We start from the raw sequence: 24,367 nt of genomic DNA, 5'->3' as shown, positions 1-24,367 counted from the left end.
GAGTAGCGGCTAACGCCTAACAAAAAGTAGCCTCCCTCTCACATCGACTTAATTAGGCAAATATTTTGAGGGAAACTTATATATGATAGATAAACGGTAAGTATTGGATTTACTTTTACTAGAAGGCAAAGTCTATGACTACAGCTTACATCTCAAAATATGATTCTGTAATGGATCTTGTTTCTATCGACAAAAGCCATAGCGTAGCAACTGATAAGTGCAGCATCCACATCCTAGAATACTCCAGACTGCGAATCATAGGGGTCTTTTACTCAGACAACTCCACCCTCGGCATAGACCAAGTAATTTTAGGCTGTCCGTTTAAATCAGAAAAAGTGAAAGAGTTTTCATTTAATAGTTGCGTTGTTGGGAAGTATATAGAATCAAATATTTTCAAAGAATTAAAGCATGCACAAATATTTACTCGTGATGAGTATGGAGTTATCCAAAGCGAAATGCTAACCCCTTTTCTCCAAGCTCAAAACATCGATATATCCCAATATTTTTTAGGTTTCGATAAATGGGTTGACGGTGTGTGCCTAGATGTTGGTGAAAGCCCTACACTTGAGGCTCTTTTCCACAATGATTAGATTAAAACCTCACTCTCTGAGTAGCTTCTGTTCCCAAACGTGGTGCTGCGATACTATGTTCACCAAGAGGCTCTCTCATCATCTGGCACAATAAACAATCATTAATAAGGCATTGGTTATATGAAAACAATTCTCATGCGGAACTTGGTTGTATTCTTGATAACCTTTAGTCTTCCATTGTTTTCTCAGGATACGATAAACAATGGAAAATCAATCGCAGATAACTGTCGTGAAGTAGGTAAAATAGCACAGTCTTTCATGACTTTTCGACAAATGGGAATGGAATACAACGCGATGGAAGAAACCCTAAAGGCGACCACAAAAAGTATTGATGAGTACATCCGTGGTAAAGTTATTTTTGAGGACGTATTTGAATACCCAATAGTTCAAGGTAAAGAAGAAAAACAACAAATTACTGTGCATTATTCAGAATATAAAGCAGGCGAGTGTTTAATGGGTTATATCAAGTAACATCATCCAATTCTTGTCACTAAGGTGTGATATAAACTGCTCTGCTAATTTGCTTTTGTCCTCAAGCTGCCAACTAAAACGCAGGTACTGCCGCAGCATCATACTTATTTTGTTGTAGACCCTAGCTCAACTAGAAGTTGGCTGTACTCATCAGCATGGCTGCCTTTGAAGTTTGCCATTGTCGGTTTAGTAAGAACTCCCCGAGAGCCTGTAATGTGACTTTTTATTACTTTCTTTGGCCTTTCACTCCAAGTTAGGTTGAAGGCAGCTAGCTTAGGAAAGAAATACATTTCTGAGTATTCTGGTATATTGTCATGGATCCACCAAGCTAATGCTTGCCAATGGTTGGTCCGTTCGTAGTATGGAATAAACGAGTTCACTACGATACAAGCGGTAGCCCCTAAACAACCATCTTTATCCCGGTAATCCCAGATATGCTTTCCATAGTTCCTATCATTGCTGGCACAATTGTATTGGTTGCCATTTTCGGCACCTTTAGCATTCACTAAAGGAGACCGATAACCAGAGCGTATCGAAACCCGCCCAAATACTCTTTCAATAGGCTCAAGTAATTGAGAACATAAGTGTCTTCCTGCTTCAATTGCAACATCTGGATGGTCGGGTATGTTGGGGATTCTCTCTATCTGAGAAATTTCAGAATATAGAAAGTCTCGCATGAAATAGTTTTCTGAAAGTTGAACCCGCCCCAGATCTTCTAGCTTTTTGACTGACGTTGGTGATTTCATTATTGCCCTCCTAAAGCTATGAGTTTAGACTCATTTCAAAGGCAAAGCCCAGTATAGATTAGATTTTATCCAAGCCGTGGGATGGGTTTTCTGAGTCGCTTTTGTCCCAACACAACTTAAACATCCCTAGAAAACAAAGGATGTAACATCTAACTGCGTTCCTCTAACTCTTAGTAAGTGGCTGTCACCATGAGCCTCAACAGCTATGACACTTTGCTCTAAAAATAGCTTGTCCAAAGAGGTTAGTTTCATTAACTCCGTAATCTTGAAGGAAATAGATAGCGGCCTTTCTACCAATGTACCAGTAATGGTGAGTTGGTTTGAGTTGTTAATACGTTCTATTCTTTTAACTTTTACATAGCCTATGTGCTTGATGGTCGGGGATGAGGAACTGATCTCCTCTCTAGTTTGTGGCGCGAAGGATTTCGACTTTTGATAGTTTATCGATGTGTTGACAATTGTTACGTAGTAATTTTTTGAGCTTTTAGCAATTCTATACCACGCAGAGGTAGCACTCCGATCAGCACTGCGTAATTTACGAACAAGCTTGGCGCTATCTTCTATGAACTTATATTTTTGACCATCGATATCCATAGTAAATACACATAGGTCTTCTTCTGTACTGATGGTAAAACTGATGTTCTTGTTTTTTTGGTCAATTAGGCGCTGTATCGGCTCTCTTACATCGTTCTGTCTAAGTGTTGGCTTAATGTGTTGTTGGCGAGCGTCTCGTTTTACTCTACCAAACATAATCCAGTCAGATAGGCCAGATGTAACTGCGATTTCTGCCTTATTATCTCCTACGGGGCGGCCATATAACAATAAAGACTCTATACCTTTACGTTTAAACTTCTTTTGCTTCATCAAAGCTGGCTTAACATCAATTTCAAATGTATCAGAGGTACCAGTAGCTTCAGCTTGCACTGTATATCCTTCTTGGGTATCAGAGCTTACTATGTCCTTGATGAGTAGAGGTTCCCAGCCAACATTCTCTAACATCGGCTTTTTATTGCTCTTTGACTGCGGAGCCATCATTGTAGTCGTGCATGGATGTTTAGGCCAAGGCGGTCCCAGCGAGTCAAAAAACACTCGAGCACCATTTGGATGTTCGTAATAGTAAACGCTAGCACCGCACTTTGGGCAAGTCGCATTCGGTATAGTAAATGCTTTTGATGTGCCATAGTAAGCGCTACTTGAAACAAAGCCTTTAGGCCGTTTGAGTTTAACTACCTTAGCTTTGACTGTATCAGTTTGCTTTCCATTCTTAATCGGCACGATACGGCCATCAATAGTTCTGAATACAGTAGACATTTTCACCCTAAACCCATGATGATTATTTGTAAGAAAAAGAGTAACTAAGCTTCGGCTCGTAATTGTTGTCTTAAATCACAATTAACTTAAAATCTTCGATGATATACAACAGAGAAAGTGACTAGATGGAAAAACTCCGACCACCTGAACTGGGTGATTTAGAATCATTAAAACTAACGCGCTTTTGTCCCGCTGCGGGTCAGAAATCCCGGAATTGTAAGATGGATAGTCCCAATAATGACTTCATAAAGAGGAATCATGGAAATTCAGAAAGCCGTCAAGGAATTGCTCAAAATTGTCGAAGCACTTCAAAGCCAATATGACAAAAAGAAGTTTACTTTAGATGGACGATTGGTTGGAGATTTAGGTGAGATCCTCGTTGAGCAAGACTATGATCTCGATTTATACAGCGGCCTTGCAAAACATCATGATGGAGAAACACCCGATGGCCGAAAGGTACAAATCAAGACTACGATGAAGAATTCTCTTACTTTTCCTGTAGATCACATCCCACATTACTATATCGGGATCAAGATTCATTCCGATGGTGCCTACGACGAAATCTTCAACGGCCCCGGTTCTATTGCTTGGGAGGCAATCAAGAACAGAAAACCGACTAAAACAAATCTCCATTCAATCACGCTTTCAGCACTTAAAAAGTTAAACGAAAAGGTTTCTGATCAAGATAGAATTCCGAAGAAAACAAAATCTAAAAGTTAGTGAATTGAACTTTTCCTCTCACCCTATAAGGTGCTTTTGTCCCAAAAGATGACTAATGATAAACTCAGCGTTAATGCAACTTCTAGTGATGTAATACCTAAAGTTAAATGGATATGATAGAACAACACAATACATATAGCTGGCACAATATCCAGCATTTGGCAGAAGAATATTTCCAATTTTGGAGCACTAAAGAAGATCTTCGCTGGTGTCGCCAAGTGTGGGCTAATTTAAATGAAGTGAACTTTTTCGATGAACTTCCTTATCCAGAAAATCACACATACGAAGCTATAGTTCCTTTCCTAGCATTAATTTATCAGCATTTTTCTTTCGATGGGGCTTGGGATGAACATTCTCTTTTTACTAAGTTAAGCAAAGAAAAACTGACTAAAATGCTTTGTACCCTCCCCTTGAATAGTGAAGAGCTATTCAATGAGCTTGCCGAAGAGCTAAAAAGTCATGTGGATAGTTTGGCTCCCGAATTATGGCTCAGTTATGAAGAAGGTAGCGGGGAAGAGGTATATACCCAACGTTCACGAGCAAACAGATACGAATTTCTTTTAAAATGTACCCATGATCTCTACCTTTGTCCCAACTTTCATGATGTCTGCCTTTCAATGTATGGCTACAAAGGACGCTCTGGAAAGCTAAGTTTCGCTGCTATCTCTGAAATATTCAATCTAGAAGGGCTTATCGTTCCACTTCGACCAGACTAGCCAAAATCAGGTCACTTAAATCTAAATCGCTTTTGTCCCTGAGGGGACCAGCATATAGGCCTCTGGATTTGTGATAACCAAGCGATTCTGGATTAAATGTTATTAAATAAACAAATCTGACTTCTCATAAGGCTTTGTCATGAAGAGCAGTCTATCTAATGTAGAATAACCTTCTAGTACACCAGTTGAAGCGTCTACTATCGTTACAGAATTTGACGTTGTGCCTATATATGCGTCAAAAGTTTTACCAAACATACTAAAGTTAACTATTACTACCTCGTAATCGTCATCTAGAAAGAAGTCATTTAGATCCCTGAGGTTAGCCAGTTCTATGTCGTACATCTTCACGGAATACATGGTAGCCATTTTAAGGCACATATTAGCCACCGTCATCGTTTCTCGTAACTCACAGCCGTTAGAATAGTCAGTTATCATTTAGAAAAACCTCTTTTTGTGCCTCCAAATAGGCACATATGAACTGATCGTATAGGACATTAACCAACATTCAAATACGTATTGAAGAAGCAGAGCTTTAAATTTTTGGTTTTATGCCGCTTCTGCCCTTTAGATAGATATTAAAAACTTTTATTTAATAACCGAGCGAGTAACTTACTCTGCCCCTTAAGTCGCACACAATGCATCCATTGACTACCAACACACCTCCATCTAATTTCTGATTTCAGTTATGTTATTTTCAAGTCAAATAAAAGGAAATAACAATGAAAATAACGCGCAACGAAACACAATGGCAGACCTTAATACAAAATCAACAAACCAGTGGATTAACTATTTCAAAGCAGATTGCTGAAAAACCGAATAATATTGACGCATTACTGCCATGGAAGATTAAGCATAGCTAGGTGTCGTTGCCCAGACTCTTACCTTCAGTTTTGGATGTCGCTCAAGTTGTTCATCTATCAATTGTTTATCAACCATAAGTGATACCTAGAATAAGTACGGTTCTTCAATATACACCATGAATGTTTATTAATTTAAACTCTCTGAGATAACTATGATCTAAGAGAAAGCGATTGAATGCAGCTCCAAAATGAACATTTATACTCTTCAAGAAACCAAAAATGCCGATATTACCCGCTGTCTAAAAGCCCCAAGCCGAAGTTCATCAAACGCACCAAGTGCTCCATCAATATTCTCAGTGCTGCTTATCGTGCCATTCCATACCAGCTTAGAACCTACTTCTTCTCGCTCTTCTAGTAACCCTTTTTCGACCAGACAGTTGCGCTTAGTGTCTGACTCGACTTCTGCAAATTTTTTCCACCTTGCATATATACACGACTCAGGAATATCTTGTTCAATCCTCTCAGCAAACTCAATCAGACTTTGCTCTGCAAAAGTGAATAACCACGCTTGTTGGGTTGTCGTGCCATTCACTCGAAGTATTCGCCCAAGCACTTGTCTGAAGTACAGTTCGGTTTTGACCGAGCTCATATGGCAACATACTTGAAGGCGCGGAATATCTGTCCCTTCACTAATCATCCCTACGCTAACAATCCACTGAGTTTCACTTTGTCTGTAACGTTCAATCTCAGTTAAAGGTTCTTCATGCCGATAGGTCACTATTGAGACCGATTGAGCGTACTTTTCAGAAAGTACCTTTTTAATTGTTTGTGCATGCAGGACTGATGCAGCAACAACTAATCCTCCAGCTCCGGGGGATAGAGAGCGGATTTCTGCGAGTTTTTTGCAACCCAATCCAAGTAAGTGTTCCATTGCATCCTCATTATGAATGACGCTTTGATAAGAGGTCTTAGTCTGCTTAATCATTTCCAATATTGAGGAAAAAGACTCCATCTTCTCATCGTTACTTACGGTCAAATGTTCGTTATCAACCAAAACAATCTTTGGGGCTCTGCAAACCTTATCGCTAATTGCTTGCTTCAGCGTGTATTGATAATCAACTAAAAGCATCCCGTCTGGATCGCTGTACTCACCCAACACTATCGGTAAAGAGTCCGAACGCCAGGGGGTTCCTGACATTGCAAGGGTATATGTGGCGAGTCCTTGAATCTTAGTAAGGACTTGTTGCCCCCAAACATTCGCATTTTCAACCTCTGTACCAGAGCAATGGTGTATCTCATCAAAGACTACAAATACTCGATGATTTCGCAGTGTCAGCCAAAATTCTTCATTCAGGAATTGAATCGACTGATAAGTGAGAGATCGCCCAATAGAACCTAATCCACCATTAAAGGTACAATTAAGAGTTTGTGAAAAGGTTTTCTTTATTCCGCTTGAAACCGTTAAAGAGGGTGAGAAACACAATACAAGGTCGATCTTGTTCTCTTGAAGTAGCCTTAAAGCGACCGTCGCAGCAAACACGGTTTTTCCCGCACCTGGGGTGGCTTGGCAGAAGAAGTGCTGCTGGCTTGAACTGTATTTCTGCAACGCCTTTTCTGAGCATTCTACCTGCCACTGTCTTAGCACGACCGGTTATCCTCAGAGAGTGTTTTGAGAACATTAGTTAATACATTCACTCTTCCCAGTAACTGCGCTGATTGTTCTTTTGCTTGCTCAAGAAGTGGAATTAACCTCGGTTCTAATTCTGGAAAGCGACCACAGAGAGATTGATACTCATTAATCTCCCCAAAAACAATCTCTAGCTCGCCTTTGTATTGATTGCGTTCATACCTTAATACAGAGTAATCAGACGCGGCGGAAAGGGTAACGTTAGTATTTTCTGACGCAGTATCGACTTGAAGACCTCTAAATAAGTCTGTTTGAAAGTATCGTTTCTGTTGCCCCTTCCCTTCAACCCGAAGCCAATTGTTCTTCACCAAACGCAGGAGTTGTCGGTAAACCTTACGACGAGCATCATCCAGATCAACGTAAGAATTATCAATTGAAACAAATGCATCTCTTAGCTCAACAACTAAAAATCCATCCATCTCTTTTTCAATCAACAACTTGTGCATTTCATCACTGATTTTTATAAAACGCTTCATGTACCACTTATACTACTCAAATACTAAGGATTGCTTAGTATACAGAAATCAGTAAAACTAAGAAAATCTTAGTTACCGTGAGATCAGAGATATGAAGATCAAGTGTCATTCGATAACCCAATTCCAGTGCGGCTCAAAGAAGCTCGCAAAAAAGCAAAGCTCTCTCAAAAAGCGTTGGGAGTGCGCATAGGTATGGATGAAAGCTCTGCAAGCCCTAGAATGAATCAATATGAGAAGAGTAAACATACTCCAGACGTACGCACCTTAAAGCTATTGGCCGACGAATTAGGCGTGCCTTTAAGTTATTTTTTCTGTGAAGATGAAACCTCTGCAGAAATAGCGTGTTTAGTGGCTCAAATGACGGAAAGAGAAAAAAAGGAACTTATCTTGTCATTAATCCAGACCAAAACCTGAAACCTAACAGTATTTTCTATGTCTAGGGCTCGACAGTTCTGGGCATTGATTAACTTGTTGTTCCGAGCTCTACGACACAGAGCAATCATCATGGATGCTGTTTCTTGAATATCTTGATAACCTTGAATTTACCACGTCGGAAGAAACTGAAATGATGATGGAAACCTATGAGTACATCATCAATGAGTAATATCGTTGGAGTGAATGTGCAGCGCCAAAATATGCGGAAGATAAATTCGACCATAACAACGCATTAACGGATGATGACCTAATCGATTATATTCCCGTACATAGAAGGCTCTAAGAAACATGCTAATAATGCCATTGAATACAAAATTGGAGAGATTTTTAGTGAAATAAATAAACAAGATTCAAAGTTGATAATCAAAGGGTGATGCACGGAAAAGATTGATGAATTAAGTTTTCGCTCACAGGAAGAAAAACACAAATTGATCCAGCTATAAGAAGCTATAATCAAAACATGGGGAATGCGGGTCGTAACGGTGGCAAATACACCACGCCATTAATCCGTGCGATGATCTACATAGTACAATCTAAGATTAGTGAATCTATTTACGATAGCGCGACATGCTCAGCAGACTTTCTATGTGAAGCTTATAACTATTTACGTCAAATTGTCGTGACAAATTAAATGGTAATAGGGTAATACTACTCCCTATCAGGATGGTTCATATGGGATGTTCGGACCGGAATAATTGTTGCAGAAAGGTATGAGTAAGGTAATACTTTGCTGTACTACAGGCTTTGTCTTGGTAAAATACCGTACGAAATGGGCGATTTTTATTACTTCAGCTGAAAACCAAGCGCCAAGCAACGTGTAATAAAAATCAATGCACAACCTTATGGTGGTATGCGCCCACCCAAAGCATGCCTGCGATGGCACTGAAAACAATCACAATCACGCCTGAGATCAAAATGGCACGCTGCTTAACGCGTTGGCGTCCAATTTCGAAAGCCTTTTCTACTTCATTAGAGAACGACTCTCTTTCTTGCGCTTCGTGACTGTAACTTTGAACGGTCTTAATGTGTTCAATAGCTTCACCCGCATAACTCCCAACATCGGCCATCGAATCTTGACTCTTGCGTGACAAAGCTCTCACACGGCGTCCGTAAACCAGTATCGGTACAAGAATAAATGGCACCGATGCTAATACAATTAATGTTAGTTTTATGTTGGTTGCAAATAACATGATGATTGCACCTACACACATTAATGCACTGCGCATCGCCATCGAAAATGAAGAACCAATAATGCTCTGTAGCAAGGTAGTATCAGTGGTGATGCGCGACATGATGTCGCCACTACCATTGATTTCAAAATAGCTGGGATGCAAGGTAATGACGTGATTGAACACCGCGAGCCTTATATCAGCACTGACTCGCTCCCCCACTGAAGAGACTAAATAGAACCGAAAGAATGTACCGATTGAAATAAGCACCGTTATCGTAAGAATAAATTGAATAGCACGTTCAAGATCGTGTATCGACTGTTGGATGAACCCTTCATCAATCAGGATTCGCACTCCATGCCCTACAGATAAAGTAAGGGAAGCAGTAAAGATTAGCGCGACGAGTGCAGCCAAGACTTTCCCTTTATAGGGGCGAATAAACATCACTAATTCGAATAAAATACTTAGATTTTTGCCTTTTGCATTTGGCTGAGAACTTGTGATTTGAACTGTTTCATTTGACGTAGGTTGAGTTTGCATAGATACGCCTTTCGTTTTGCCCGCTTCAATTAGGACGGATGTTGGAATTGGATCTTTGGCTTAATCATTAGCAAGCAAAAGTACAATTAATAGGCTTATCATTGGGGTATCAGTAAAAAATAGCAACCTTCACTTCAGCAAAAGGATAAATTACCGATAGATTACGGGAGATAATATAGCCCCAAATTATAATGATAAAATGGAGCTATTTTGTATATTCTAAACGTAAATTTTTTCGCCATATTTAACAATATGGACAGATTTATGCAGCTGTTCTTTAATCACTTCTTTAAACACAGCCTGCTTGTCAGGCTCGCCGTGTATTAAATAAATTTTCTCTAGCTGTTCAAACTCACTCATCCAAGCTAGCAGATCGCTTTGGTCTGCATGCGCTGAGAATCCGCTGAGCATGTGTATTTGGGCATTCACATTAATTTTTTCATGATAAAGCTGAATAGACTCGGCCCCGTCGATCATTTGCCGTCCCAGCGTGCCTTTCACCTGATAACCAACAAAGATAACGCTGTTACGATCATCCCATAAGCGGTGTTTAAAGTGATGTAAAATACGCCCACCAGTACACATTCCGCTACCAGCAATAATAATACAGCCACTTTCCTCATTATTAATGAGCGTGGAATCTTTAGCTTTTAGTGAATATTGCAGATAAGGAAAGTCAAAAACAGTGCCGTCGCGTAACAATAGTTTGTCGGCGGAAGCGTTTAATTCTGCGTGGTAATTGTTATAGATCTGTGTTGCACGTATCGCCATGGGCGAGTCTAAAAACACTTTACAGACGGGTAACTCTTTGTCGTAATACATCTGCTTAATAAGTAGCAGAATCTCCTGCGTCCGTTCAATCGCAAAGGATGGGATCAGTACATTACCTTGGTTTTCTAAGGTATTGATAATAATCTCTTTACACTCGTCGATAGTCTCTTTTAAAGGACGATGTTCACGATCGCCATAAGTCGATTCAATATAAAGTGCATCGGCTTTTTTAACAAAAGAGGGAGATGTCATAATAATATCTCGACGGCTGCCAAGATCACCACTGAACACGAGCGATTTTGTGTACCCCTCTTCGCTTACTTCTATTTGAATAGTTGCAGAGCCAAGAATATGTCCCGCGTTTCTAAAGGTAACCTTAACGCCAGGCACAAGCTGAATGGCTTTATTGTAGTCAGCGTATTGAATGATTAAATCAAACACCGCTTTCGCATCGTCGCTACTATAGATAGGCGGAGGAACCTGTTTTTCGGAACCTGTTCTTTTGGCTTTTTTCAATGCAGTTTTATAATCTTCTTCTGCAATTTTGGCGCTATCCATTAAGATAACCTCAGCCAAATCCATTGTCGCGCGCAAGGCGACAACTTTACCGTCAAATCCTTCTTTAACAAGTTTCGGAACGCGTCCTACATGATCCAAATGAGCATGGGTAAGTAAAACAATATCGACATCTTTAGGATCGAAATCAAAAGGCGCATAGGTCTGCTCTTCATTTTCACCTTGAAAATAGCCGCAATCGACCAGTATATTAGGCCCGTTTTTAAGTTGTAAAAAATGGCAGGAACCAGTAACCGTCTCTGCGGCACCAAATGACTGAATGAAAGTCATAAACACCTCCCTAGTGATTGGATTTTAACTATAGCACTGCTTAAATTCCCAAATATGGGCACATGTCAACTAAACAACATCTCTACCAACTATGCGATAATCTGCTGATATAACACAGGTATGTACCTATACCCTAGTCACCTCAAGATGCAGGATTCAGAGTGAGTTAGATTTTTGGCACAAAACTGTTTGTTTGGGAATAAGTTGAGTTTGTGCAAAACGATATATGCACCTTGAGTCGCTTTTTTGTATCTACGTTAGGAAAATATGTGTGCCTAGCCACCAATAGTGATACTGTACTGTACAGTTTTATATAGGCTAGGTGTTGTTATGCGAGCTTCCACTCAGAAGAAAAGGATCCGAATCATCGAGGTAGCTACAGAACTCTTTATTGAGCAAGGCTACAAAGATACTTCACTGGACCAAATCGTTGCTATTTGTGGCGGTTCGAAGCAGACCTTATATCGCTACTTCTCTAATAAAGAAGGGCTATTTGTAGAGGTCTTAGCACATAACACCAAAACCAGTTTGGAATCAGTTTTCCAACTCGCAGAAAGGCAAAACGAATCACTGCCAGATACTCTTGAAGATTTTGCTAAGAAATACCTACGTGGCATTTGCTCTAACCCAATATTATCGCTCTACCGCATCATTTCGGCAGATTTTAATAAACACGACTCGGTTCCGAACCAGTTCTGGCAAACGGGGCCAATGCGTATTCATCAGTACTTGATTGAATTTCTAAAAACCGATGAAGTCAGCCAACAACTCAAGATTGACGATCCCGACCTCGCCTGTGGGCAGCTTCTTGCGCTTATCAAACTGGATTACCAAAACATGGCGTTAATGGGTTTTAAATTTCTCAGCGACGACCAATTAGACACTCATGCACACAATGCCGTCAGTGCCTTTCTCTCGCTATATCAGCGATAAGCAGAAACGAAAAAGGGAGTGTCATCACTCCCTTTTTAGATCTACTTGGTTCAGAGCCAATCACTTCTAGCATCTCAAGGAAATAAAGATTCCCGACTACGCTCCTTCGTCGCTAGCGGGAATGCCCCCAAAGAATCGTCACGTCTAATTTGCTTCCTGTTTGGCTGCCAATTTCTTACCAATCAATAAAATTGGTGTAAGGGAAAAAATAGAGAAAATAAATATTATGAGCGAGTTGTTTAGTGCTAACGTAGTCGCTTGCTCTTTCACTATCCCGCTAATTTGGCTCATGCCCAACGACGGGGTTGGCAAACGACCATGAGTCAAAATTGCATTGCCAAGGGCATGTTCATAAGCGGCAAAAGTGTGGCTTGATCCATCTAAGGTTCGGCCAATTTCTCCTGAAGCTTGTGCACTATGGTTTTGAATCACACGTGAGAAAAACGCACCACCTATCACTCCCCCCATGGTTCGGAATAAATAAAAATTTGCGATCCCCTCAAGTCGGTCATCGGCCTTAAAGTACATCAATACAGCTATGGTTACGGATACGTTCAGCATACCCACACCGAAGCCGCGCAGCAGCATTGGTAAAGGCAACGATTCAGAACCAACAAAGCTTGGCAACTGACTGAATTCATAAACCGATAGCAAGATCATCAACACTCCAAACGGCACCACAGCATCAGAGAGTGGGCGCCGGAAATAGAACACCAACACACTCACCAACATGCCTACTAACATGGCGTAAAACGATGGTAATTGCGCATAACCAGCATTGAGGTTGTTGTAGTGCATCGCCATTTTTAGGAAGTTACCAAACAGCATTGTACTTGCCATCACGGCAAAACCAGCCAAAAAAGCGTTGTACATGAACACGTTGGTTTTCAACTTACCGTGTAGCTGCATGGATGCGGTATTCAACTTACGCGTTCTCGTCAAAAGATATACTGCGCACAAAACGAGCGCTGCGGCTACAACCGTAAGTTGAGAGAACCAAATCGAATCTAGCCAGTTATAGAAGCTGCCGCGCATCAAGAGATACACAACAAGACTAATAATTACTGCCAGCACTGAGTAAACCACAGTGCTTGATTTTGGTTTGACTGCAATTTGAATTGGCGTTGGTTTAAATAGGCTCACCATAACCAATGCTGAAAAGTACAACCATGCCGACACGACACAAAACACGGACCAATCAAACACTTCCAATAACTCTGCCACCAGCCAAGGATAGGCCCCCATAGGGATCAACGTTGAAAACACTAAGGTCAGGGCAATAATTGCAGGTAGCCAACGCTCCTCAAATTTATCGAGCAAGAAGAAGTTCACAACCACCAGTAGCATGCTCATAAAAAAACCACAGCAAAGCCAAGTGATGGCAAACAACCATTGATTTGGCACTTGCCAGTACAGCACCATATTTACGGTAAGCCCAACGAATAATGACGTCACCAAAGGCAAATACGCACCACACTGACGAACCAGCATCGGAGTTAATATAAAGCCCAGTAGTTGGGTGATCATAAAGCCGATTTTAACCAGCTCGGTTTCGTCCAACGAAAGTCCGGTCGTTGCTGCCATTTCATGAGATAACTCAGTGAACATCACCGAATTAATGCCAAACGCGGCAATCGCAAACAGCGCCAAGATTAACAAAGGAGTGTGTGTTTTCATCGGCCATTACCTTGCTTTGCCGTCTCAATCGACACTTCAGCAGATAGCCCCGGGTAGATGCGTTGTTTCAGCTCCGCCGGAATATCTAGATCAATACGCACAGGCACACGCTGAACAACTTTAACGAAATTACCCGTCGCATTTTGTGGTGGAAGCAAGCTAAATTGCGCCCCTGTTGCCGGCGTAATTGACGTTACTCGGCCATGCAACAACTGATTAGGGAACATGTCTAGTACCACTTCTACATCTTGCCCTTGAGCGACATTTTCTAACTGTGTTTCTTTGAAGTTGGCTTCCACCCAAACGTAGTCTGGCACCATCACAATCAGTCCCATTCCCGGCTGAACAAACTTACCCACTTGCACTTGTCTATCCGCAACAAAGCCAGAAAACGGCGCTTTCACCACGGTTCTTTCTAACGCAATATTAACCAACCGAAGATTCGCTTCAGCTTGCTTTCTTTGCGCCGTCAGTTGTTGCCTTTCCGTCAGCAGTACGTCGTACTGTTTTTGCTCCGCCGCTAACGCCAGCTTGGCCGTTTCTAGCTTACTGCTCGCTTCAATAGAACGTGTTTTTTGCGCTTCAAACTGATTTTTACTCACTAATTGCTTTTGTACAAGGCGCGACAAACGCTTGAGCTCCGCCGCTTGATGTTCGGCATTAGCGCTTGCACTATGAATGGTTTGCTTTGCTTGCTCGATTTTCACCAATTGCATTTCGGTCTTGGTTTGACTGGCTTTTAATGCTGCGTTTGCCACATCCAACACCGACTTTGCAATTTCTTGGTTGGCGATAAAGTCTTCATCATCAATAGAAAACAATGGAGCGCCTTTGCTTACCCACTGATTGTCTTCAACAAAAAGTTGGCTAACCTGACCGCCCACTTCTGGAGAAATCGCTGTCACATCAGAGTGAACGTAAGCATTGTCAGTTGAAACCGTATTAGGCTGGTACAGGGTACAACCGACAGTAAACAACGAACCGATAACGAGCGACAACGCGATGACTTTCTTCTTCATTTTGAAAACCCAAATTAATGACCTGCCACAAACTGTACTGTACGGTACAGTTTTGGTAAAGCGATTTTTTATTTTACCTTAAGGTTTATTCGTGCACTTTTTAATTAGGGGCCGATTAAATTACAATTTAGAAAACATTCTCTACGGCATCGCTATCAAAACGCTAAACTTCAAGAAAACCAATACAAGAAGGTAGGCAAGTCGATGAAAATACCCCAACGAATACGTGGGTTAATACTTACCCTTTTGGCTGTGAATACCGCTCATGCATATGAAGCCGAAAAAGTGACCAGTGGGTTAAACGTACCATGGGGATTGGCCTACATTGACGACAGCACTATGCTCATCACAGAGAGAAATGGAGCAATTAAACACATCAATCTAGTAACAGGTAAGCATCAGACTTTGGCTGAGATTCCAAACGTTTGGGTTAAAGGGCAAGGTGGGCTTCTTGATGTTACTCTCTCCCCTTTCGATGAAACCAAAATATACGTTACTTACAGTAAAAGCATCAATGGGAAAGGCGTCACAACGCTTGCATCGGCGAAGTACCGTAACGAGGCACTCTCAGGTTGGGAGGATGTCTTTGTTTCAATCTCCCAAACCGATACTAGCAGGCATTTCGGCAGTCGAATTACGTTTGATAATAACAGCCTCTATTTCTCGATAGGTGACCGTGGCGAGCGAGAAAATGGTCAGAACACCATGAATCATGCAGGCTCAATCTTACGCTTGAATCCAGACGGCAGCACACCTAAAGACAACCCCTATGTAAACAACAAAGCGATATTGGATGAGATATGGAGCTACGGGCATCGAAACCCTCAGGGCTTATTCTTTGATCATAAGAGTCAGAGACTTTGGTCAATTGAGCACGGGCCGCGTGGAGGTGATGAAATTAACTTAATCAAAAAAGGATCTAATTATGGCTGGCCTATTACTTCTCACGGTAAAGAATATTGGGGACCAGTCAGTGTAGGCGAAGCCACTGAAAGAGAAGGCATCGAATCGCCAGTTAAGGTTTACATACCCTCGATCGCTCCTGGCAGTTTGGTATTGTATCGAGGCGAAAGATTTCCAGAGTTAAAAGGGAAATTATTATCGGGGGCGCTAAAGTTAACCCACATTAATATAGTCACCCTTAATAACGAGGGTAAAGCTATTGCTGAAGATCGGATCCTTTCAGATCTCGGCGAACGTATCAGAGACATTGAAGTATCACCTGAAGGGGAGATCTTCTTCAGTACAGATAATGGTAACCTTTACAAGCTCAAGCGATAAATGAGGTCGAAATCGTGACCTCAACCTTTCGATACTAATGGGAATGAGTCAGCAATGATTTATACCAAGCTAAATAAGTATCTGTTCATTCTTGTTGGTTAAAATAGCTAATAACGTCGTTAGAAATTTTATAATTAGAACCACTAGTTACTTCAATTTCTGCCTTGTTCTTACCCATTTTTCCTGCACAAATTTATGACCATTTACTTATCAATATTGGTATTACTGACTCGGTTCTAAACAGAAATGTGTCACTGCTTATTTATAAGCGAGCTAATTGCGATTTTCTTTTCTTATTAACAACACAGAAATTGCCACGTCTTGTGCGACATTTTGAACACCTTTCACACTCAACTGGCGTTCTGTTACCTTCTTTCCAACGCTTAATTAAATGCGGTTCAGACAGCAAAGGTCGAGAGAGGGCAAAGTATTGAATATTGGTATTATTCGCAATCTCTTCTATCGCATCAATATCCGTTAATCCGCCAACGGTAATAACGGGTACATTCACCTCTTCGCTAATAACATGCCCATATTCATGAAAATAGCCTTCTTGTTGAATGGTATATCCATCAAAAGCCTCACCAATCATGGTATTAGCCTTACCATGGATATTACCTGAGATGATGATTGCATCAACGCCGATCGCTTCTAATTTTTGACAAACGATACGTGTTTCATCAAAAGTTAAGCCACCCGCAAAAAACTCAGATGCCGTCAATTTGACTAATATTGGATACTCATCACCGACAAGCTTTCTTATTTCAACATAGATCTCTAATAACAATCTCATTCGATTATCTAGGCTGCCACCATATTGATCTTCCCTTCGATTGTAATAAGGGCTTAAAAACTGATTAATTAAATAGGTATGTGCTGCGTGTATTTCGACCCCATCAAAACCTGATTCTTGGGCTCTTCGGCTTGCGTGAGCAAATGCCTGAATGATGTAATCTATCTCATCCTTAGTCATCGCTTTGCCTAATGTTTTTGTGCCTTTTTCGCACACTTCACTCGGCGCATAGATCACCCTTTCACCAACATTATGCGTGGTTTTTGTGCCACCATAAGCAAGCTGCATCACTATTTTAGAATCATTAATGTGGACTAACTCGGTCAGCTTTTTGTATTCATCGATAAAGGAATCATTGTACATTCCCATCATGCCTGCATTTGGCTTCTCTTCTTCTACAATATTCGCATAACCCGTTACAATTAGGCCCACTTCCCCTTTAGCAAGCTCTTCATAGATAGCGTATAATTTATCCGTCATATGGCCATCTTCTGTTGCCATATTTTCCCACGTAGCGCTTCGAATAAATCGGTTTTTTAACGTCATGTTGCCAATACGGGTTTCTGTAAACAAAGTGCTCAAGTCCAATCCTCTAAAAATCGTTTTTCGTCTTATTCATCTGCTTTATAACGGAATAAAAAAGAACAGCCATACAATAAGCATGGCTGTTCTTTCTGTGCATTTTTTATGTGCGATGAGCAATAGTAAATATTACCGACAATATCTCATTTTTCTAGAGCAAGATCCTTAATCTGGATTAATATTGTGCCATCAAGACAAGTATTGACGGCACAAACACTTTGTATGTTCAAATGGGTTAATTACTTGCTTGCTCATGATGCTTGGTGAGTTGCTTATATAACATGTCTTTTAATTCCACACGCTTAAGCTTTAGGTCATTCATGTTGTCATCATCAATCGGACTACCTGATATCTCCAGCTGGCGGATATCGTAATCCAGTTGATGATACTGCTGAAGATCGGCTTTGAATGTTGGATCATCGTGGTTGAGCTGAACAATGTCTGCTGTAAGTTCAGGAAAATCTAAGATAAAAGCATGATTTTCATTTAGCATCGGCATTCCCTCTTCTGTCGGATTACTCATTAGTATAGAAGTAATTTGTTGAAAGAAATGTGGCGTAAAACACAAAGCAATCAAGTAAGCAGTAAGCGAAAGTATCTCACGCAGTATTACCAACAAAGGTAATTAGCAAGGCGCTTATTTAAGAAAATCAATTTGCTCTTCATTAAGGTAGCAAAAACTCCCTTTCTATCAGTTTTTATCTAAAAAACTTGGCATAATAAAAAATTGTCCATTCAATATATTCAAGGAAGAACAATGAAAGACGAAACACTCTCGATCCACTTTGGTTATGAAACCGACCCAACAACTAAATCTGTCGCAACGCCAATTTACCAAACTGTCGCTTATGAGTTTGATAACGCTCAACACGGTGCTGACCTTTTTAATCTAGAAGTACCAGGGAACATTTATACTCGTATTATGAACCCAACCAACGATGTGCTGGAAAAGCGTATGGCAGCACTAGAAGGAGGCATTGCTGGATTAGCGGTAAGTGCAGGTAGTGCAGCCATCAATTATGCCATTCTAACGTTGGCACAAATTGGCGATAATATCGTTGCGACACCACAGCTTTACGGTGGCTCTTACACCTTGTTTGCTCATATGTTGCCAAATCAAGGTATTGAAGTACGCTTCGCGAAAGACGATAAACCAGAAAGCTTAGCTGAACTTATCGATGAAAAAACCAAAGCGATATTCTGCGAAAGTATTGGCAACCCCGCGGGTAACATTATTGATTTAGAGCGAGTAGCAGAGCTTGCTCATGCGCAAGGTGTACCTGTTATTGTCGATAACACCGTCGCAACCCCCGTACTATGTAAACCTATCGAATTTGGCGCTGATATCGTTGTGCATTCTTTAACAAAATACGTCGGGGGCCACGGAACAACACTCGGTGGCATGATTATCGACTCAGGTAAATTCCCTTGGGCTGAGCACAAAGATCGTTTCCCTGTTTTTAACCAACCCGAACCGTCTTATCACGGCGTGGTATACACTGAAGCATTTGGTGAAGCAGCCTTCATCGGGCGAGCGCGCACGGTACCATTACGCAATACTGGCTCTGCTCTATCCCCTATGAATGCATTTATGCTAATACAAGGCTTAGAAACCTTATCGCTTCGAATGGAAAGACATACCGAGAATGCCCTTAAAGTCGCAGAATACCTCAATCAGCACGATAAAGTGGAGTGGGTTAATTATGCAGGCCTTCCTGATTCAAAGCATTATTCTTTAGCTAAAAAGTACATGAAAGGTCAGCCATCTGCGATCCTCTCTTTTGGACTAAAAGATGGGTATGAGGCTGGCGTTCGTTTTTATGATGCACTGAATATCTTCAAACGATTGGTCAACATCGGGGATGCAAAATCTTTAGCCTGTCACCCTGCATCAACAACACACAGACAACTCAGTGAGCAAGAACAAAAGCAAGCGGGCGTATCCCCTGAAATGATCCGTCTATCTGTCGGTATAGAACATATCGATGATATTCTTGCTGATTTAGAACAGGCACTTAATGCATAAATCGATTTAGCTTAACTGCTATTCGATACTCCATAAATAAAGGCCTGCCGCTGGTAGGCTTTCTGTTTTATTTTACTCAGAAATAGACAGGTACAGATCCTATATCTAGTATTCAAATATCGCCGATGACACTGCGGCTTCTAAACTAGCTAAGACTCGATGGTATTCGTAAAAATTTGAGTTGCACTGATTGTGATAACAATCACAGGAACACACCACAATATCGTTACTATAAGGCACATCATTTATTGACACTTTTGTTATATCTCCATTGATAACAAAAGGTTTGTTTTAATAGTTATTCTGTAAAAAGCTAGGTAACGAGTACATGACAACAAAAATTATTTTAGATACCGATCCTGGAATTGATGATGCAATGGCAATCTTATTTGCCGAAGCACACCCATCATTAGATTTAATTGCAATTACAACAGTTTATGGCAATGCAACTATCGACAATGCCACCCGTAATGCGCTTTATTTAAAACAGAAATTCAATTTCACAGCAGATATCGCAAAAGGGGCAAGTAAGCCGCTTCATCGCCCACCTGTTGGCGCAACCGTTGTTGTACACGGTGAAACTGGATTTGGCGACCTCACCGCACCTGATGACATTACAGAGCAAGCAGACCCTCGCCCTGCTTACCAATACATAATCGACACAGCTAAAGCTAACCCCGGCGAAATTACATTAGTCACCGTGGGTCCATTAACCAACATTGCCCTAGCACTTGAAGCTGCACCCGAGATTGCAGACTTAGTCAAAGAAGTTGTCGTAATGGGTGGTGCATTTGGAATGAATGATCACCGTGGCAATGTTACTCCGTATGCTGAAGCCAATATCCATGATGATCCCCATGCGGCCGATATTGTATTTTGCGCCTCATGGCCAGTCGTTATTATTGGTTTAGATGTTACTGAACAAAGCTTTTTCACTGGTCAATATCTCAATGAACTACGTGATGATGCCGGCGAAGTGGGTCAATTTATTTGGGATGTAAGCCGTTATTATTTACGTTTCTACTCTCAAAAAGTTGGGCTCAATGGTTGCCATGTTCACGATCCTTCTGCCATCGCGTATGTCATCGATCCCGAATTATTTACATTACGTAAAGGCGCTGTGCGAGTTGTAACAGATGGACCTGCTGAAGGCATGACAATTCAAAAATTTGATAACCGTAAATATATGAATGATGAATGGTCATCAATGCCGAATCAAAAGGTGGGCATTGCCGTTAACGATCAAGCGCTTTTAAAACTGTATCGTGAAAGCTTAATCACATACAGCCAACAATAAAGCGTTATAATAAGCTAATCTAAGCTGATCATCGATCGAATGATTAGCTTATTCCTTTTACCAATACAATAAAGCCTTTCATCACTGCTGATTATATCGGGTATATACACCTTATTTTTATGCAACACTGCCTGCACTTTTAGACACTCAATATTAAAAAATACCTCTTTAGTGGGATAATTATCCAATCAAAACAATAATAATTATCTAAAGACATTAAGTTGGAAAATATATGTTTTTTAATCGTCAGCTCAAAAATGAAAATACGCTTTTAAAGCAAAAGCTTATTACTCAAAACGAACAGCATCAATCAGAAATATACTCACTTACCGAACAACTGAATATAAGTCGAAATGAAACTCAACAATCACAGCAACACAATCAGCTCGATACCGCTGTTATGTCGAGCCATTTACGTGGTGGTTCACTGCTTGAAACCATTCGACAAGGGTTAGCCAGCAGTGCAGAAAATTTAGTTGAGGAAAACGAAGAACTCAAACAACTTGATGAAATGTTTACACAAACTCATGCCGCGCTTTCTCGATTAGAAAACCGTGCTGAAAAAATAAGTACGCAAGCCAGTAACAGTATGAAAGCTGTCGCAACGCTTGATACAACGGCCGCATCTATCGGGCAACTGGTATTAACAATTCAAGAAATATCAGCTCAAACAAACCTACTCGCACTAAACGCTGCCATTGAAGCAGCACGAGCTGGTGAAGCAGGTAGAGGTTTTGCTGTTGTCGCCGACGAAGTTCGTGCATTAGCAGGAAAAGCGCATGATGCCAGTGGAAAAATCGAGCACTTAGTTAACCAAGTATTGAGCCAAACAAATGACATTAAAGCTACGATTACAGAAAATCAACAATGCGCAGAAGAAGTGTCAGCATCATCAGAACAAATTGATGCTGTCGTAACGAATGTACTTTCAAAATCACAACATATGCAGGAAGTCATCAGAATTGCCACAGCCCGCGCTTTTCTTGATACCGTAAAATTAGATCACGCCGTATGGAAGAATAATGTGTACAGCATTATTGAAAAACGGAACTTTAATGCAGCTGTCAACGCGCATACAGAATGTCGATTAGGCAAGTGGTATTTTGAGGGTGATGGCGCGAAACACTATAGCCATTTACCACATTTTAGCTACATAGATGGTCCACATAAATTAGTCCACGATTCTGGACGTTATGCGCTTGAGGCAGGGGTAAAAGACGACCAAAAAACACTGATAACTCACATTAACGCAATGGAAGATGCCAGTGAACAGGTTGCAGCAAACATTGCTCGTCTTTTAGATGATGTAATTAAATATAAGCACTAGCCCCTTAAGTAAATCGATTAAGGCTACATAAGTAGCCTTCCCTATTCTTCAAGTAAACAGGTTAGCGCATCGGCTAGCCACGTTAAAGCAGGGCCTTTGGCTTTTTTCTTCGACATCACACGATCAATGGGAACGCGCCAAGGTTTATGGTCGAAGCTTAAATTCAACCGAGCCATCTTCCCCTCTGCTACTCCCTCATCAGACATATGGCTAGGAATATACCCCCACCCGATACCATTTTTAACTAACTGATTTACCCCATTAAATGTATTACCCCACCATAAGTGCGCCGAAATCATAGGAAAATGAGACAATTCTTGCCCCTCAATACCTTTAATCAACAACTGACGGTAAGGGATTAAATCAGCCGCTTTTACAGTTTCTAACAAAGCTAAAGGGTGCGAAGGGCTAACAACACCATGAAAAGGCAAGCTACCCACGTAACAAAGATCAACATCTTGAGGGAAACCACTGTTTGCGAACATTAACCCTATATCTGCCCTGCCCGAATGCACCAATGCATATACATCAGGCGTAGAAACAGTATAAAAATCTAAGATAGTGGCAGGAAATAATACCGAAAAGTCAGACAAAATTTGCCATAACGCAGGCAATAATAATGCATCGTCTACCGCTAATTTTAATTGGGTTTCATTGTTTTTATTCAACGCATTTGCCGCATTTTCTAATTCATTCGTTTGCTGCAAAATAGCCTGTGCGAATGATAATAAACGTTGCCCCTCAGGCGTCAGTGATGGCTTGCGGGTGCTACGGTCAAAGAGTTGCGTATCTAAATCAATTTCTAGTGTTGCTATTCCTTGGCTAACTGCTGATTGCACCTTCCCAAGTTTACGCGCGCAAGCTGAAAATGAACCCAACTGTGCTGTAACCACAAACATTCTTAGCTGTTCTAAATTCAACATATCACTTTTCCTGATAATAACTAACTATCAATCATCTTATTTATTGATGATTATATACCACATGATTTACCCATAATGTATAGAAGGTTTCAAATGTCATTTAAAGAACGTATTTTCCATAGTGTATTATTCGAAATAATTGCACTACTTTGTTTCATGGTAGCCGCATCTTTTGTAACGACAGCAGACACTAAATCTGTTGCTGGTTTAGCCATCGGGCTTTCTATGATCGCAATGACTTGGAACTATATCTACAACCTTATTTTTGACCGTGTGTACGGTGAAAACCGTGCATCTCGCGGATTAAAGATGCGAATTGGTCATGGTCTTGGTTTCGAATTGGGCTTAGTCTTTGTTAGTTTTCCGCTGATGATGTGGGTACTGCAGCTCGATTTTTGGACGGTATTAATAATGGATGCTGGCGTGGTCATCTTTTTTCTTGTTTATGCTATTGTGTATAACTGGTGTTACGACACTATCCGCTCACGATTCATTCCAATGGTTGCCGCATCGTAATATTTATACGCTTATTCTTTACTCGTCACGTTTGACTATCTAGGATATAGCCTTTACTTATATCCAAAATGGTTAAACGTGTAGGTATGGATAAAACCTTGTTACTCGAACAGATGATTTCCGCATTAGAGGAAACGCATCAAGGTGCTGTTGAAGCGGCATTGCGTGCTTACAATACGGCAACGAATGATGAAAATGTGGCTGAAAATCAATATGACACATTAGCGTTAGAAGCATCGTATTTAGCGCATGGTCAAGCTCAACGAGTAGCAGAATGTGAAGCCGATATTCTTGCCTTCAAGAAGCTTAATATAGCAGATGATACAGAAAAGAAAGTTGTCACTTTAGGGTGTTTAATACAACTTATCGATGAAGATGATAACAACAAATACGTCTTTTTTGCTCCATCTGCTGGCGGTTTAAAAGTTCGCTTTGATGAAAAAGATATTATTGTTGTTACCCCTACATCTCCGTTAGGGGAAGCGTTAATTGGGCGAGAATTACACGACGACGTCGATGTGCATATTGGCAATCAAATCATCAATTATGAAATTGCACTAATTAGCTGATTGATCTTGCCTTCACCGCTCGTGTGCTAGCAATCGCGATTTTCAAACACACTTCATCAGCCGATGCCGATGAAATGTGTTTGTGCTGTATCGGTGAATATATTCTCAAACTACATCTACACCTTTTAATAATCAGATAAGTCATA

Annotated in this window: 24 protein-coding genes and 1 pseudogene; 14 read left to right on the top strand and 11 right to left on the bottom strand. The window is 40.8% G+C overall.

Features of this window, described 5'->3' with window-relative positions; translation table 11 throughout:
• The first annotated feature begins 134 nt into the window (after positions 1-134).
• Both C9J48_RS13855 and C9J48_RS13850 read left to right on the top strand, forming a co-directional pair.
• Entirely contained in the window at positions 135-590 is a 456-nt protein-coding gene (locus C9J48_RS13855) for a hypothetical protein (protein WP_006230237.1), read from the top strand.
• 120 nt (positions 591-710) lie between these two features.
• The gene (locus tag C9J48_RS13850) at positions 711-1,061 is read left to right on the top strand and encodes a hypothetical protein (RefSeq protein WP_006230238.1); all 351 of its coding nucleotides are present in this window, start codon (positions 711-713) and stop codon (positions 1,059-1,061) included.
• A 104-nt stretch (positions 1,062-1,165) separates the two neighbouring features.
• On the opposite strand, the gene C9J48_RS13845 is transcribed toward C9J48_RS13850, so the two are convergent.
• Together C9J48_RS13845 and C9J48_RS13840 are read right to left on the bottom strand one after the other, a co-directional pair.
• A complete protein-coding gene (locus C9J48_RS13845; RefSeq protein ID WP_006230239.1) occupies positions 1,166-1,807 on the bottom strand; it encodes a hypothetical protein in 642 nt (213 codons plus the stop codon).
• Between the two features lie 126 nt (positions 1,808-1,933).
• The gene (locus C9J48_RS13840; protein ID WP_006230240.1) at positions 1,934-3,118 is read right to left on the bottom strand and encodes a hypothetical protein; all 1,185 of its coding nucleotides are present in this window, start codon (positions 3,116-3,118) and stop codon (positions 1,934-1,936) included.
• A gap of 258 nt (positions 3,119-3,376) precedes the next feature.
• Between C9J48_RS13840 and C9J48_RS13835 the strand changes: the two genes are divergently transcribed.
• From C9J48_RS13835 to C9J48_RS28270, 3 genes are all read left to right on the top strand, one after another.
• Positions 3,377-3,838, top strand: a complete 462-nt coding sequence (locus tag C9J48_RS13835; RefSeq protein WP_006230241.1) for a DUF6998 domain-containing protein — start codon at positions 3,377-3,379, stop codon at positions 3,836-3,838.
• A gap of 113 nt (positions 3,839-3,951) precedes the next feature.
• Complete coding sequence (locus C9J48_RS13830; protein WP_006230242.1) at positions 3,952-4,554, top strand: hypothetical protein; 603 nt, start codon at positions 3,952-3,954, stop codon at positions 4,552-4,554.
• A 719-nt stretch (positions 4,555-5,273) separates the two neighbouring features.
• Entirely contained in the window at positions 5,274-5,414 is a 141-nt protein-coding gene (locus tag C9J48_RS28270; protein WP_006230244.1) for a hypothetical protein, read from the top strand.
• Positions 5,415-5,619: 205 nt separating this feature from the next.
• On the opposite strand, the gene C9J48_RS13815 is transcribed toward C9J48_RS28270, so the two are convergent.
• Together C9J48_RS13815 and C9J48_RS13810 are read right to left on the bottom strand one after the other, a co-directional pair.
• The gene (locus tag C9J48_RS13815) at positions 5,620-6,999 is read right to left on the bottom strand and encodes a DEAD/DEAH box helicase (protein ID WP_107281154.1); all 1,380 of its coding nucleotides are present in this window, start codon (positions 6,997-6,999) and stop codon (positions 5,620-5,622) included.
• Positions 6,993-7,517, bottom strand: a complete 525-nt coding sequence (locus tag C9J48_RS13810; protein WP_107281153.1) for a VspR family transcription factor — start codon at positions 7,515-7,517, stop codon at positions 6,993-6,995. Before C9J48_RS13810 ends, C9J48_RS13815 begins: the two co-directional genes overlap by 7 nt.
• 102 nt (positions 7,518-7,619) lie before the next feature.
• Here C9J48_RS13810 and C9J48_RS13805 point away from each other — a divergent pair, with 102 nt between their 5' ends.
• Together C9J48_RS13805 and C9J48_RS28425 are read left to right on the top strand one after the other, a co-directional pair.
• Entirely contained in the window at positions 7,620-7,931 is a 312-nt protein-coding gene (locus C9J48_RS13805) for a helix-turn-helix domain-containing protein (RefSeq protein ID WP_107281152.1), read from the top strand.
• 481 nt (positions 7,932-8,412) lie between these two features.
• Positions 8,413-8,583, top strand: a complete 171-nt coding sequence (locus C9J48_RS28425) for an N-6 DNA methylase (RefSeq protein WP_006230248.1) — start codon at positions 8,413-8,415, stop codon at positions 8,581-8,583.
• A 223-nt stretch (positions 8,584-8,806) separates the two neighbouring features.
• Here C9J48_RS28425 and C9J48_RS13795 read toward each other — a convergent pair.
• Both C9J48_RS13795 and C9J48_RS13790 read right to left on the bottom strand, forming a co-directional pair.
• Positions 8,807-9,661, bottom strand: a pseudogene (locus C9J48_RS13795) (ABC transporter transmembrane domain-containing protein); the annotation flags it as partial.
• 219 nt (positions 9,662-9,880) lie between these two features.
• Positions 9,881-11,278: an MBL fold metallo-hydrolase RNA specificity domain-containing protein gene (locus C9J48_RS13790; protein WP_107281151.1), complete on the bottom strand. Its 1,398-nt coding sequence runs from the start codon at positions 11,276-11,278 to the stop codon at positions 9,881-9,883.
• A gap of 330 nt (positions 11,279-11,608) precedes the next feature.
• Between C9J48_RS13790 and C9J48_RS13785 the strand changes: the two genes are divergently transcribed.
• Positions 11,609-12,211 (top strand): TetR/AcrR family transcriptional regulator, encoded by a 603-nt coding sequence (locus C9J48_RS13785; RefSeq protein ID WP_006230252.1) that lies wholly within the window; start codon positions 11,609-11,611, stop codon positions 12,209-12,211.
• 144 nt (positions 12,212-12,355) lie between these two features.
• On the opposite strand, the gene C9J48_RS13780 is transcribed toward C9J48_RS13785, so the two are convergent.
• Positions 12,356-13,888: an MFS transporter gene (locus tag C9J48_RS13780; RefSeq protein WP_107281150.1), complete on the bottom strand. Its 1,533-nt coding sequence runs from the start codon at positions 13,886-13,888 to the stop codon at positions 12,356-12,358.
• The gene (locus tag C9J48_RS13775) at positions 13,885-14,907 is read right to left on the bottom strand and encodes an HlyD family secretion protein (RefSeq protein WP_107281149.1); all 1,023 of its coding nucleotides are present in this window, start codon (positions 14,905-14,907) and stop codon (positions 13,885-13,887) included. The genes C9J48_RS13780 and C9J48_RS13775 overlap by 4 nt, the downstream gene beginning before the upstream one ends.
• Positions 14,908-15,111: 204 nt before the next feature.
• Between C9J48_RS13775 and C9J48_RS13770 the strand changes: the two genes are divergently transcribed.
• Positions 15,112-16,188, top strand: coding sequence for a PQQ-dependent sugar dehydrogenase (locus C9J48_RS13770; protein WP_006230255.1), 1,077 nt, complete (start codon positions 15,112-15,114; stop codon positions 16,186-16,188).
• 262 nt (positions 16,189-16,450) lie between these two features.
• Here C9J48_RS13770 and C9J48_RS13765 read toward each other — a convergent pair whose 3' ends face one another.
• The gene (locus tag C9J48_RS13765; protein WP_006230256.1) at positions 16,451-17,563 is read right to left on the bottom strand and encodes an NADH:flavin oxidoreductase; all 1,113 of its coding nucleotides are present in this window, start codon (positions 17,561-17,563) and stop codon (positions 16,451-16,453) included.
• Positions 17,564-17,798: 235 nt separating this feature from the next.
• Complete coding sequence (locus tag C9J48_RS13760) at positions 17,799-18,056, bottom strand: HP1242/YdcH family protein (protein ID WP_006230257.1); 258 nt, start codon at positions 18,054-18,056, stop codon at positions 17,799-17,801.
• A gap of 264 nt (positions 18,057-18,320) precedes the next feature.
• Here C9J48_RS13760 and C9J48_RS13755 point away from each other — a divergent pair, with 264 nt between their 5' ends.
• From C9J48_RS13755 to C9J48_RS13745, 3 genes are all read left to right on the top strand, one after another.
• Entirely contained in the window at positions 18,321-19,589 is a 1,269-nt protein-coding gene (locus C9J48_RS13755; RefSeq protein WP_006230258.1) for an O-acetylhomoserine aminocarboxypropyltransferase/cysteine synthase family protein, read from the top strand.
• 328 nt (positions 19,590-19,917) lie between these two features.
• Positions 19,918-20,886 carry a nucleoside hydrolase gene (locus C9J48_RS13750; protein WP_006230259.1) on the top strand — a complete coding sequence of 323 codons (969 nt, stop codon included), beginning with the start codon at positions 19,918-19,920 and terminating at the stop codon, positions 20,884-20,886.
• Between the two features lie 232 nt (positions 20,887-21,118).
• Positions 21,119-22,213 carry a methyl-accepting chemotaxis protein gene (locus C9J48_RS13745; protein ID WP_006230260.1) on the top strand — a complete coding sequence of 365 codons (1,095 nt, stop codon included), beginning with the start codon at positions 21,119-21,121 and terminating at the stop codon, positions 22,211-22,213.
• 41 nt (positions 22,214-22,254) lie between these two features.
• On the opposite strand, the gene C9J48_RS13740 is transcribed toward C9J48_RS13745, so the two are convergent.
• Positions 22,255-23,136: a LysR family transcriptional regulator gene (locus C9J48_RS13740; RefSeq protein WP_006230261.1), complete on the bottom strand. Its 882-nt coding sequence runs from the start codon at positions 23,134-23,136 to the stop codon at positions 22,255-22,257.
• A gap of 93 nt (positions 23,137-23,229) precedes the next feature.
• Here C9J48_RS13740 and C9J48_RS13735 point away from each other — a divergent pair, with 93 nt between their 5' ends.
• Positions 23,230-23,652: a PACE efflux transporter gene (locus C9J48_RS13735; protein ID WP_006230262.1), complete on the top strand. Its 423-nt coding sequence runs from the start codon at positions 23,230-23,232 to the stop codon at positions 23,650-23,652.
• Between the two features lie 86 nt (positions 23,653-23,738).
• Entirely contained in the window at positions 23,739-24,221 is a 483-nt protein-coding gene (locus C9J48_RS13730; protein WP_036803124.1) for a GreA/GreB family elongation factor, read from the top strand.
• The last annotated feature ends 146 nt before the right edge of the window (positions 24,222-24,367 follow it).

It is taken from the genome of Photobacterium profundum, from assembly GCF_003026285.1.
Classification (GTDB): domain Bacteria; phylum Pseudomonadota; class Gammaproteobacteria; order Enterobacterales; family Vibrionaceae; genus Photobacterium; species Photobacterium profundum.
The sequence above is the reverse complement of the archived record's forward strand: the minus strand, read 5'-3'. Positions and strand labels throughout refer to the sequence as shown.